Below are 12,004 nucleotides of genomic sequence, written 5' to 3' on the forward strand. Positions count from 1 at the left end.
GGAGCGCAGAGTATGTCGATCATTGTGAAGGCGGGGAAAGTCGGGAAAAAAGTGTTGAAGCGGTTCCTGCCTGAGGAGAAGCACCACATCAGCTACACCCGGCGCATTGAGCGGGTTCGGACCACGAAGCGCTTGGTGGCAATGACCTTTGACGACGGCCCCATGGACCTGCCGGCGGCGCCGGACAAGTTCAGCGGCCGGGCATTGACGGACGTTCTGTTGGATATATTAAAGGAATATGATGCCCTGGGGACCTTCGACGTGGTGGGGGACACCGGGGAGAACTACCCCGACACCCCTGGCAAAAACGGCCAAGCGGACTGGGGTGGGGTGAAATTCGACCACTACCCGGACATCAACCAGGACGAGCGGGGGGGCGCGGTGAACAACGAGCGCTTGATCCGCCGCATCTTGGAGGAAGGGCACCAGATCACCAACCATGGCTACCGCCACGTCCTCTTTGGGAAAAAGCCCTTTGTCTACGGCAAGCGCAGTTACCTAGAGGGGCTGGACGCCGCCGTGGAGGATTTGAACCGCCTCCACAAGCTCCTGCGAGAGAAGTACGGATATGAGATCACCATGGGCCGTCCACCCCACTATGTGGACAAGATGGCCGGGGGCTTTAGCAGTTACGATGTCTATGACCAGCTGGGCTATCAGTACATGGCCGCCTCCTTTGACGGGGCGGGTTGGCTGCCGGTGAACCGTGGGTCTGCCGAGGAGACCTTAAAAGCGGAGGTCGAGGCCATGACCGCCCCCATGGCCAGGGCCCTGGCAGAGGACCCCAATGCCCTGGCTGGACAGATTATCTTCCAAAAAGACGGCTACAACATGTCCCGCCGCACCCCGGTGGCCTTTGGGCTGAGAAAGCAGTTGGAGCTGTTGAAGCGCTACGATTACCAGGTGGTTACGGTATCCCAGCTCATGGAGGAGAGCCCCTTTGCCGATGTGGGCCGGGAGGATCCGGACTTTGCAACCCTGGAAACGCTGCAGCGGACCCGGGGCATCGTCTATTCCGACAACCGCCTGCGCCTGGATGCCCCCATGACTTGGGGGGAGTTGGCCATGCTCTTAGCCCCCCGTGGGGAGGCCATCGGCCGCCGTGTCCGGCGGATTCGGGAGACCGGCAACCATGAACACGCCTATTGGGGTGCCATGGACTGGTGCGCAGAACAGGGAATCTTAAAATACGCCATGGACCCGGATGGGCCTGTGACCAGCCTGCCCAAGGAATTTTTCCCGCCGGAGACGGGATTTACCAGGAGGGCAGTCTACCGGGCATTCCAAGGCGAGAAATAAGAGATATGTAGGAGGAAGCGACCATGAAGTATGTGAAACTGAGCATCCAGGAACCGGTGGCTGTGGTGACCATTGACCGTCCCGACTGCCTCAATGCCCTCAACAGCCAGGTGTTTCGGGAAATTTCCGCCACCCTCCAAGAGGTGGAGGCCAACGACCAGGTGCGGGTGGTGATCCTCACCGGGGCAGGGGATAAGGCCTTCGCCGCCGGGGCTGACATCGCCCAGATGGTCCACCAGAACGGCAAGGAGGGCAAGGAACTGGCCCTGTTGACCCACCAGGCTGGAGACCTGTTGGAGAATATGCGCCAGGTAACCATCGCCGCCGTCAATGGCTACGCCCTGGGCGGGGGCTGTGAGCTGGCCCTGGCCTGCGACATCCGCATGGCGGCAGAGAATGCCCATTTCGGTCTGCCAGAGGTGGGGCTGGGCATCCTCCCCGGGGGTGGCGGCACCCAGCGCCTGTCCCGGATTATCGGCGTGGGACGGGCCAAGGAGCTCATCTTCACCTGCGACCAGGTGAACGCCCAGGAGGCCTACCGTATGGGCCTTGCCAACCATGTGGTCCCCCAGGCGGAGCTGATGGATACCTGTATGGCTATGGCAAAGAAAATCGCCTCCAAGGCCAGCTTTGCCGTGACCATGGCCAAGCAGGCCATCAACGTCAGCATGAGCGCAGACATGAAAAGTGGCTGCTCCAAGGAGCAGGATTTGCTGGGCCTGCTCTTCGCCACCCAGGATAAACAGGAGGGAATGACTGCCTTTTTGGAGCGCCGCAAGCCCAATTTCAGCGAATTTTAATTTTTCGTCATTTTGCCAAGTGCATTTTGACGAAGTCCAAACCCCTTGATACACAAGGAGTATTCCTGGGAAAGGCCTGTCTGACCCCTGTCAGCTTGGTGGTATTTTTGTTCAAGGATAACAAAATGGAGCCATTTTATTAACAAAAGGGTAACAAAGAAAAACAATTTAGAGACACTCTGCCTAAAATCACAAGAAAAAGGGCAGAGGACTTCGGTTACTCTAAACAAAATCCACAAAGAAAAATCGCAAAATTCGCGAATTTGGTGGATTTGAAATCACGGAAAACATCCTGTATAATCGGCCCTGCAAGCGCCAAAACGAACCTGCGATAAAAACAGAGCAGGCCGAACCATAGGACCAGGAGGGGCCTGGACCTTGCCGCCGCTTAGCCTTGGCGATGCCTGCCAAGTCCGCACTGGCGTTTGTGTAAGCGATGGCGAGTGCGCCTCTTCGCGTTGATAGGAGTTTTCGTGATGAAGAAGTTTTTGACAACAGCCGTCCTCAGCTTGACCCTTGTGGCAGCCATGCTCCCTGCGGCCGCCGCCGCGGACAGCAACTATACCACCTGCATGGCGGTGATCAGCGAGCAACGCACCGTGCAGGCCCAGGCCCATGAGGCCGCCCAGGCCATGCGCCAGATGGGGTATGAGGAGAGCAGTGCCTACATTCAGACTGCCAAGGCCACCTGGAACGAGGCCCAGCAGGAGATCGCCGCCTACAACCGGCTGGCGAAATATACCGATGAGGATATCCGCATCCTGGCCACTGCTGTCTACTATGAGGCGGGCAGCACCACCGACCAGCTCCGGGAGTATGTGGCCCAGGTGGTGCTCAACCGGGTGGGGGACAGCCGCTTCCCCAACAGCATCCGGGGCGTAATCACCCAGCCTGGCCAGTATGCCGGGAAGTACGCCACAGTGGAATCCACACAGGCCGCCAAGAATGCCAGTTCCATCAATTATGCCAGCAGTGTCACTGCCGCCAAGAAAGCCATGATGGGCCGGGTGGCTATGCCCTCCAACGTGGTGTTCCAGGCCAACTTCACCCAGGGCAAGGGCGTGTGGAAGAGCGTGTACTTTAACAGCGGCTGGTTCTCTAGCACAAGCTACTTCTGCTATTAAGCAAGACTTGCATGGTTTGCGGAGAGTGCGCCACACAATCAAACAGTAAAAAAGCTGTCTCACGCATCAAGCGTGAGACAGCTTTTTTGTGTTGAGGTTTCTTACAGGGACTTGATGAAGTTCTCGAAACGGACCATGGCGGCGCGGAGGTTGCCCATGGGGGCGCTGTAGGAGATGCGGACGTAGCCCTCAGCCCCGTAGCAGCTGCCGGGCAGCACGGCCACCTTGGCCTCCTGGATCATGCGGGTGCAGAAGGTCTCAGAGTCCAGGCCGAACTTCTGGATGGAGGGGAAGATATAGAAGGCTCCCTGGGGGGCCACATAGTCCAGGCCCAGGGCTGTGAGCTTCTCCTCCATGAATTTGCGCCGGGAGTCATAGGCCCAGACCATACCCATAATGTCGGAGTGGAGGGCGTTGATGGCGGCATCCTGGTTGAATGCCACCACGGAGTTCACAGTGGCGGTGTGGAGGAAACTCAGCTTTTCAATGACTGCCTTGGCGCCCAGGAGGTAGCCCATGCGGAAACCGGCCATGGCGTAGGAGTTGCTAAAGCTTTGGACCACCAGGGTCTGCTCCTTCAGCTCCGGGTAGGTGGCGGCGAAGGAGGGGCAGGTTCCCTCATAGACCACCCGGTTGTACACATCGTCGCAGATTACGAAGATGGGCTTTCCAGCCACGGCGTCCCGCACGGCCTGGAGGCTCTCAGCGGTGAGGATGGTGCCGGTGGGGTTGTTGGGGGAGTTGAGGACGATGGCCTTGGTCTTGTCTGTGACCAAGGTGTTGAGTTTCTCACCCTGGATTTGATAGCTGTCCTCGGTGGTGTCCAGGAACACAGGGGTGGCGCCGGAGAGGCGGGTGATGTTCTCATAGAGGTCGATGGCAGGGCGGGGGATAATGACCTCGTCGCCGGGGTTTAGGGTGCCTTGAAGGGCCAGGAACAGGGCCTCGGTGCCGCCCACTGTGGTGATGACCTCGTCGTGGCTATAGTCCAGGTTCATGGTGCGGCGCTCAAAGTCCGCGATAGCCACGCGAATGCTGTCGTCTCCGGTGGTGGGGATATAGTGGGTCCGGCCGATTTCCAGGGACTTGGGGATGTTGGTGCGCACCACGTCGGAGATGCCAAAGTCGGGCTCACTGAGGGTGAGCAGGAGGCAGTCCTCGGTGTCCTTTGCCAGCGCCACAAAACGCTGGGGGTCATGGGGGTTCAGGGACAGAAGGTTGCGGTTCAAAAGCTCAGTCATGGGGAAGTTCCTCCTAGAAAAAAGATTGTAAAATGAAATGAAACATACGATTGAATCAAAAAGACGAATCCGATCCTGCGCCCTTACATGCTTTTGTTCTCTCAGGATAGCAGAAACGAGGGGAAATTTCTGTTGCAGCTGCATCATATCAAAAATAAAGCCACAAAATTATGGGCTGCCAGTGGGGACGAAGCCCTGGAAGCGCTGGGCCAGGGCCTTCCAAAAGTCTGCCCCTGTCTGTAAGATATCCTCGTCGAAGTGGAAATCGTTGGCGTGGAGGGCAGGGGAGGGGCCGGTACCCAGGAAGAAGAACAGCCCCGGCAGTTGGCGCTGATACCAGGAGAAATCCTCGGCAATCATCACCGGCTTGTCCAATGCCTCAAAATCCAGCCCACAGGCACGGACCTGGTCGTAGAGGTCGGGGGGATTCCAAACAGCGGGGTAGCCGTCGCTGGTGTGGACAGACACGGTGCACCCGCTCTCCTGGGCCACTGCCTGGGCGATGGCTTGCAGCCCGTCCCGGAGCTGGAAAAAGCTATCGTCCTGAAAGGCCCGCAGGCTCCCTAGAAGGACAGTTTTCCCACTGACGGCGTTGCGCACCGTGCCGCTCTCCATCCGTCCAAATTTCAGCAGACGGAATACCTGGGGGGGGAGTGCCTGCTCTAGGGCCACCGCCCGACGGTAAAATTCCATCCCGGCGGCCAGGGCGTCGATGCCCTCCTCTGCCTTGGCGATGTGACTGGAACGGCCGGTGATTTCCACGCTGACCTCACAAGAACGGCTCATCAGCTCGTTTTTCCGGCTGGCGATGACCCCGGCGGGGAGGTCAGGCCACAGGTGCATCCCGAAGATACACTGGACATTGTGCTGGGTGAACAGGCCGCTCTGGCACAGGTCCTTGGCTCCTCCGGTGGTTTCCTCCGCAGGCTGAAAGACCAGGAGGACATTGTGGGGAAGCTGGGCCTGCTGGCTCAGCCATTGGGCCAGGTCCAAGAGCATGGCCATGTGGCCGTCGTGGCCGCAGGCGTGCATCCTACCAGGGTGCTGGGAGGCAAATTTCTGGCCGGTGTTCTCCTGAATGGGCAGGGCGTCTGCGTCGCTGCGAAAGGCAATGGCGGCAGGCTGGCCAAAATCGAAAAAGGCGCACAGGGCGCCGGGGATGGGACTGGACAGGGCACAGCCCAGGGGTTGCAGAATGCTTTGTAGGTAATGTAGGGTTTTGGGCAACTCCCGGTCCAGTTCAGGGATCTGGTGGAGTGCCCGGCGGTGGGTGATCACGGACATGATGGCTCCCTTCTTCTTGCATTTATGCAGGAGAGATGGTATACTTTTGCATGATTTATTTGTTGCCTGTAGGCCAAACAAAAGGAGGAACCCAGTATGGACGCACAGGAAATCATTGAACGCATCCGAACAGCAGAGAAGAAAACCCCCGTCCGGGTCTTTGTCCAGGAGAAACGCCCCGTGGACTTCCCCAATGCCACCGTTTTCCCCTGTGGGGAGAGCAAGATCATCTTTGGGGACTGGAAGGACATTGCCCCCGTTTTGGAGGCCCAGGCCGGGGACCTGGACAAGGTGGTCATTGAGAACGACTGCCGCAACTCCGCCATCCCCCTGCTGGATATGAAGGGGATCAACGCCCGCATCGAGCCGGGGGCTGTGATCCGGGAGAAGGTTGAGATTGGGGACAACGCCGTCATCATGATGGGCGCGGTGATCAACATCGGGGCCGTCATCGGTGCGGGGACCATGATCGACATGGGCGCGGTCCTGGGTGGCCGGGCTATTGTGGGGAAGAACTGCCACATCGGCGCGGGAACGGTCCTGGCCGGGGTGGTGGAGCCCGCCAGTGCGGTCCCCGTGGTGGTAGAGGACGACGTGATGATCGGGGCCAACGCCGTGGTGTTGGAGGGCTGCCGCATCGGCAAGGGGGCCGTGGTGGCCGCCGGCGCGGTGGTGGTCAGTGATGTGGCACCGGACACAGTGGTGGCCGGCGTCCCTGCCCGGGTCCTCAAGCGCAAGGACGGCAAGGCGGCAGAAAAGACCGCTTTGGTGGAGGCCTTGCGGGAGCTGTGAGCTTGCCCCGACTGGTTTCCTAGTAGTATACCACAAAAAGGCTTTTCGGTCTATTCCGAAAAGCCTTTTTGCGTGGGAAATTCAGAAGCTGGGCAATTCCTCGTCAAAAATCTCCCCCTTGGCCACAATGTTGGTGGGGCCGGTGAGCCAGAGGTTTTGGACCTGTTCATCCTTCCGGTCCACATCCACCGTGAGGACACCGCCGCCCATGGTTACTTGGACGTTTCGTCCGCTGACCTGTCCCAACAGAGTGAGCACAGTTACCACACTCCCGGTGCCGGTGCCGCAGGCCAGGGTGAAGTCCTCCACCCCCCGCTCATAGGTTTTTTCCAAGACCTGATCTTGGCCGGTGATTTCATAGAAGTTCACATTGGCCCCCTTGGGGAAGTTTGGGTGATACCGCAGCGCCCGTCCCAACTGGAACAGCGCTGCCGGGTCTGCCTGGGCCAAGCCAGGATAGGGGACCACGGCGTGGGGGAGCCCTGGGTTTCCCAGCTCCACATAGGCCAGGGGATAGGCCTTGCCATTGACCACCGCTGTCTCCTGAAGGTGAACGGTGGTGGGGTCGTTGAGGCGGATGCGGTAGTGCCGCTGGTCTATCCGCGTCCCAGTGACGATGCCTGCGGTGGTCTCAATGACCTGCTCCGTCCCGGAGAGGCCCATCTCATAGCCGTAGCGGCAGATGCAGCGGGCGCCGTTGCCGCACATCTCCCCCACGGAACCGTCGCTGTTGAAAAACAGCATCTTGAAGTCAGCCCGGTCAGAGGGCTCCACCACCATCAGCCCATCCGCGCCCAGGGACAGGTGGGGGGTGCAGAGGGCCTGAGCCAGCAGGGGGAGGGCAGAGGGGGGCAGCGTCCCCTCCATATTGTTCAAAATGATAAAATCATTACCTGCGCCGTTCATTTTCCAAAAATTCATGGGGCATACTCCTTTCCAAACTCATGCGAAGATAAAAATTTCCTCAATGGGGGCCTCTACCGCCCGGGAGATGTCGATGGCCAGCTTCAGGGAGGGGTTGTACTGGGCTTTTTCCAGACGCATGATAGTCTCCCGCCGCACCCCCACCTGCTGGGCCAGCTGCTCCTGGGTCAGCCCCTTCAACTGACGGTATTTTTTCAGCTCGCACACAAAGTCCGCCATGGCTTATTCCTCGCTGTCGCTGTGATCGTAGCGGTAGAGAAGGTATTCCTGCAAAAAGAGCACCAGCCCCAACACCAGAGAGAGGACGATGGATAGGGCGATGAAACTATACTCCAAGCTGCCCAGCAGTTTCCCCCGGCTGAGGAGGATTGCAGACAGGAAGAGGATGGAGAACCCGATCTTCATAGCGGTGTATTCCGCCCGCATCCGGTTTTCCCGAAAGCGTTCGTCCATGAACGTGTTAGAGAGCTTGCCCTCATAGAAGAAGCCGAAAAAGCCGAAGAAGAGGAAGAAGAAAAAGGGGGTTACATCTTGGTGGGTGGGGTAAGACCAGAATCCCAGGAAGCCCAGAAAGCCCAACAGTCCCAGGAAGCCCAGCTTTGGGTTCAGGCTGCGGGTGGTCTGGGCGGTTTGCCCCCGCCGCTTCCGCGCCCAGATGCCCCGGATCAGCCAGACAGAGAGGCCCAGCACATACAGAAGCAGAAAGAGCGCGGCTAGGAGCATGGGCAGGTCTTGGGGACGAAAGACGTAGGTGGAGAGGTCCGTGGGGGCCACCAGGCGGGCGTCGTTGTACTGGACAGAATACCAGGAGGCCAGGGCCAGGAGGACGGCGCAGGCCACGCCCAGCAGGAGAGCTATCCGAGGCGGTTTCCTTTTGTTCATCATAGAGGCACCTTCCTTGAAGTGATATATTTATCTCTTAATGGGATAAATATATCACGTTCAGAAAGCGATGTCAAGAAAAAGTTACAAATATATCTCTTTTAGTGGGAAGAGGGAAGCATTGCTGATATACGGGTGTTCTGTACCGGGGCTGAAAGCGGTTTTGTTTACAGTTCTCCAGAAATCACAGCCCGAAAATCCTCCAAGGCCTTGGAGGGTTCAAATTCGATGAGCTCATATTGGGCGATTCCCTCCACATAAAAGGGGTCCTGGACCATGAGGGCCTCGGCCTCTTCCCTGGTGGAGCAGTTGCACAGGATGATTCCACCGGTGCGGGGGATTTTCCGGCCAGAGCAGATAAATTCCCTGGTCAGGTAGTGCTGGTCTAGGTACTGGAAATGCCGGGGCAGGACTTTTTCCAGTTCCTCTATGGGTTTGATATAGGTTAGATTGAAGATAAACATACGGTGCCTCCTTTTGCATCTTGGGAAATTTTCGAGAATGCCACCAGTATACCCTGGGGGATTGGCCCTGTCAATCCTTCCCAGCGCTTGACAGGGTGAATCACTGGTGCTATAGTTTTTTGGAAAGAACGTGGGAGTTACCCTGTAGATCGAGAGAGGAAGAGAGAGTATGGCCCTCAGTGTCCTGCATGTGGCTGGCCTCCTGGCCACTGTTTTTCTCATCATTGGGATTGGTATCTATTCTGGCCGGAAGGTCAGCTCTGGGGAGGACTTCTCCAATGGGGGAGGAAAGGCCGGGGCCTGGATCGTCTGTGGGGCTATCATGGGCACCCTGGTCAGCGGACAGGCCACCATCGGCACCGCACAGCTGGCCTTTTCCTTTGGCATGTCCGCCTGGTGGTTCACCCTGGGGTCCGGCATCGGCTGCCTGGTCTTGGCCTTGGGCTTTGCAGCCCCCTACCGCCGCAGCGGATGCGCCACCTTATTACAAATCGTTTCCAAAGAGTACGGCCCCAAGGCAGAGACTTTGGGGAGTATCTTTTGTTCTATCGGTATTTTCATCAGTGTGGTGGCCCAGGTGCTCTCTGCCACAGCCCTGCTCATCACCATATTCCCCCTGAACCATCTGGTGGCGGCGCTGCTGTCCATTGCCTTGATGGCCTTTTACGTGATCTTTGGGGGTATGTGGGGGGCAGGCATGGGTGGGGTGGCCAAGCTGATCCTGCTGTATGTGTCCTCCATTGTGGGGGGTATCCTGGTTTACGGCCTGGCCAATGGCTATGACGGCGTGTTGGAGACCTTGGAGGCCCTCTTGGCCAGCAGCCCCCTGGGGGAGCTGAGCGGCTTGCAGGGGGCAGAGGCAGTCCACCAGCGCTTTACCTCCCTGTTCTCCCGAGGGGCCTCCAAGGATTTGGGCTCCTGCCTGTCCCTGCTTCTGGGGGTGCTCTCCACCCAGACCTACGCCCAAGCCATCTGGTCTGCCAAAACAGATCGGGCGGCCAAGAAGGGGGCCCTGCTCAGTGCAGTCCTTATCCCCCCCATCGGGGTGGCCTGTATCCTCATTGGGCTGTATATGCGGGGCCATTGTATCACTGCCGACGAGGTGGCGGCCCTTCAGGCTGCGGGACAGGCGGTGCCGTCAGGGATGATTCCAATCGCCTCCACCTCCCAGGTGTTCCCGGTGTTTGTGGTACACTTCATGCCCAAGCTCCTGGGGGGCGTGGTGCTGGGGACCCTTTTCATCACCGTGGTAGGGGGCGGTTCTGGCCTGGCCCTGGGCATGGCCTCCATTTTGGTGACGGATATCTTTGCCCGGAAAAGCCCCCGGGTGCGGGAGTCCGGAACCAACCTGGTGGTCACCCGGACTACCATTCTTGTGATTCTGGCGGCGGCGGCGGTGGTGGCCATCCTGGTGCCGGGGGCTATGATCAACGACTTTGGATTCCTCTCCATGGGCTTGCGGGGGGCGGTGGTATTTCTGCCCCTGTGCGGCGGACTGTGGTTCCAAGGGAAAATTCCCGGTCGCTTTGCCCTGGCGGCCATCATCGCTGGGCCCATTGCCGTGCTGGTGGGGAACTTCCTGGCCCTGCCCTTTGCCCCGCTGTTCCTTGGCATGGCGGTATGCCTGGCCATCATGGCCGTGGGCTATGCTGTGGGGTGGAAAAAGGCCCCGGTGGGGGCTGGGACATCCCAGAAATAACAGGAAGGTTCCCCGAAGGCGTTGCTTGGCGCTTCCCTTCTGTTTCTCCGCCTTGGCAAACGGGAAAAATAGGGGTATAATAAGGGACAAGACAGGTCCGGCGGCGGAACGCGCCGGAGAGAACAACGAGCAACAGAAGGGAGACACAACCATGCTGGGAGCACTCATTGGTGATATTGTCGGTTCCCCCTATGAATGGAAGAACCTGAAAAGTAAAAATTTCCCCCTCTTTCGCCGCAGCAGCTGTATGACGGACGACAGCGTCCTCACGGCGGCGGTGGCATCTGCCCTGCTTATGGAGGACTGGAAGGTGGACTTGGAGCAGTTCAAAACCGACCTGGTGGGGGAGCTGCGGCGGCTGGGTCACCACTACCTGGGTTTCGCCTTTGGCCCCCGCTTTGAGCGCTGGCTCCTCAGCGACGACCCCAAGCCCTACAACAGCTATGGAAACGGCAGTGCCGCACGGGTCTCCCCGGTGGCCTGGGTGGCGGAGAGCCTGCCGGAGTGCTTAGCCCTGGCGAAAGCCTCCGCGGAGGTGACCCACGACCACCCCGACGGCATTGCCGGGGCCCTGGCTGTGGCCGGGGCGGTGTATCTGGCCCGGACAGGGGAGGACAAGGAGACCATCCGGGATCATGTGACCCGCTACTACCGCCTGGACTTCACCCTGGACGAGATTCGCAAGGACTATACCCAGGACACCAGTTGTGCCGGCAGTGTCCCCCAAGCCCTAGAGGCCTTTTTTGAGGCGGAGGACTTTGAGGACGCCATCCGGGGGGCCATCTCCATTGGGGGCGACAGCGATACCATTGCCACCATCACCGGTGGGGTGGCGGCGGCCTTTTACGGCGTGCCGAAGGCCATTCGGGCGGAGGCCATGCGCTGCATCGATGGGGAGGTGCGCAACATTTACGACCGCTTCGCCAAGGAATACTGAGGGGTGAGGGATATGTGGAACACAACCCTGTGCTATATCCAGCGGGAGGGGCAATACCTGATGCTCCACCGGGTGAAGAAGGAGAACGATATCAACCACGAGAAGTGGATCGGTGTAGGGGGCAAGTTTGAGGACAAGGAGAGCCCCGAGGAATGCTTGCTCCGGGAGGTGAAGGAGGAGACGGGGTTGACCCTGACCCACTATGCCTACCGGGGGCTGGTCACCTTCGTCTCCGACCGCTGGACCACGGAGTATATGCACCTCTTCACCGCCGACGCCTGGGAGGGGGAGCTACTCCCCTGCGATGAGGGGGATTTGGAGTGGGTGGACATAGATAAGGTCTGTGACCTGCCCATTTGGACGGGGGACAAGATCTTTTTGGATCTGCTCCGTCAGGACGTGCCTTTCTTCTCCTTAAAGCTATCCTACCAGGGGGACACCCTGGTGGAGGCGGTGTTGAATGGGAAGGCGCTGTTGGAGGTATGAGAAAAAGGCCAAGCCTGCCCGGAAGGGCGACTTGGCCTTTTTGTTGTACAACCGTGTATTTTGGAGGAAACA

The 12,004-nt window shown here is 58.9% G+C and carries 13 protein-coding genes; 7 read left to right on the top strand and 6 right to left on the bottom strand.

Annotated features, from left to right (window positions below; all coding sequences use genetic code 11):
- The first annotated feature begins 12 nt into the window (after positions 1-12).
- The 3 genes from ACTOZL_RS02455 to ACTOZL_RS02465 all read left to right on the top strand — a co-directional run bounded on the left by ACTOZL_RS02455 (position 13) and on the right by ACTOZL_RS02465 (position 3,223).
- Complete coding sequence (locus ACTOZL_RS02455) at positions 13-1,299, top strand: polysaccharide deacetylase family protein (protein ID WP_482476495.1); 1,287 nt, start codon at positions 13-15, stop codon at positions 1,297-1,299.
- A gap of 23 nt (positions 1,300-1,322) precedes the next feature.
- Entirely contained in the window at positions 1,323-2,099 is a 777-nt protein-coding gene (locus ACTOZL_RS02460; RefSeq protein ID WP_482476496.1) for an enoyl-CoA hydratase-related protein, read from the top strand.
- Positions 2,100-2,575: 476 nt separating this feature from the next.
- Positions 2,576-3,223 (top strand): cell wall hydrolase, encoded by a 648-nt coding sequence (locus ACTOZL_RS02465; RefSeq protein ID WP_482476497.1) that lies wholly within the window; start codon positions 2,576-2,578, stop codon positions 3,221-3,223.
- A gap of 101 nt (positions 3,224-3,324) precedes the next feature.
- Here ACTOZL_RS02465 and ACTOZL_RS02470 read toward each other — a convergent pair whose 3' ends face one another.
- Both ACTOZL_RS02470 and ACTOZL_RS02475 read right to left on the bottom strand, forming a co-directional pair.
- On the bottom strand, positions 3,325-4,464 hold the full coding sequence (locus ACTOZL_RS02470; protein WP_482476498.1) for a pyridoxal phosphate-dependent aminotransferase: 1,140 nt from the start codon (positions 4,462-4,464) through the stop codon (positions 3,325-3,327).
- A 168-nt stretch (positions 4,465-4,632) separates the two neighbouring features.
- Complete coding sequence (locus ACTOZL_RS02475) at positions 4,633-5,748, bottom strand: M20 metallopeptidase family protein (protein ID WP_482476499.1); 1,116 nt, start codon at positions 5,746-5,748, stop codon at positions 4,633-4,635.
- A gap of 96 nt (positions 5,749-5,844) precedes the next feature.
- Here ACTOZL_RS02475 and dapD point away from each other — a divergent pair, with 96 nt between their 5' ends.
- Complete coding sequence (gene dapD / locus ACTOZL_RS02480; RefSeq protein ID WP_482476500.1) at positions 5,845-6,540, top strand: 2,3,4,5-tetrahydropyridine-2,6-dicarboxylate N-acetyltransferase; 696 nt, start codon at positions 5,845-5,847, stop codon at positions 6,538-6,540.
- Positions 6,541-6,621: 81 nt separating this feature from the next.
- On the opposite strand, the gene dapF is transcribed toward dapD, so the two are convergent.
- The 4 genes from dapF to ACTOZL_RS02500 form a co-directional block, all read right to left on the bottom strand.
- Positions 6,622-7,461 carry a diaminopimelate epimerase gene (dapF, locus tag ACTOZL_RS02485; protein WP_482476501.1) on the bottom strand — a complete coding sequence of 280 codons (840 nt, stop codon included), beginning with the start codon at positions 7,459-7,461 and terminating at the stop codon, positions 6,622-6,624.
- Between the two features lie 21 nt (positions 7,462-7,482).
- Complete coding sequence (locus tag ACTOZL_RS02490; protein WP_482476502.1) at positions 7,483-7,683, bottom strand: helix-turn-helix transcriptional regulator; 201 nt, start codon at positions 7,681-7,683, stop codon at positions 7,483-7,485.
- Between the two features lie 3 nt (positions 7,684-7,686).
- Entirely contained in the window at positions 7,687-8,349 is a 663-nt protein-coding gene (locus ACTOZL_RS02495) for a DUF2178 domain-containing protein (RefSeq protein ID WP_482476503.1), read from the bottom strand.
- A gap of 164 nt (positions 8,350-8,513) precedes the next feature.
- A complete protein-coding gene (locus ACTOZL_RS02500; protein ID WP_482476504.1) occupies positions 8,514-8,810 on the bottom strand; it encodes a YciI family protein in 297 nt (98 codons plus the stop codon).
- A 169-nt stretch (positions 8,811-8,979) separates the two neighbouring features.
- Between ACTOZL_RS02500 and ACTOZL_RS02505 the strand changes: the two genes are divergently transcribed.
- The 3 genes from ACTOZL_RS02505 (at position 8,980) to ACTOZL_RS02515 (ending at position 11,932) form a co-directional block, all read left to right on the top strand.
- Entirely contained in the window at positions 8,980-10,509 is a 1,530-nt protein-coding gene (locus ACTOZL_RS02505) for a sodium:solute symporter family protein (protein ID WP_482476505.1), read from the top strand.
- A 151-nt stretch (positions 10,510-10,660) separates the two neighbouring features.
- Positions 10,661-11,446: an ADP-ribosylglycohydrolase family protein gene (locus tag ACTOZL_RS02510; RefSeq protein WP_482476506.1), complete on the top strand. Its 786-nt coding sequence runs from the start codon at positions 10,661-10,663 to the stop codon at positions 11,444-11,446.
- Between the two features lie 12 nt (positions 11,447-11,458).
- Positions 11,459-11,932, top strand: a complete 474-nt coding sequence (locus tag ACTOZL_RS02515; protein ID WP_482476507.1) for an NUDIX hydrolase — start codon at positions 11,459-11,461, stop codon at positions 11,930-11,932.
- Positions 11,933-12,004 lie beyond the last annotated feature (72 nt).

It is taken from the genome of Evtepia sp. (assembly GCF_056797215.1).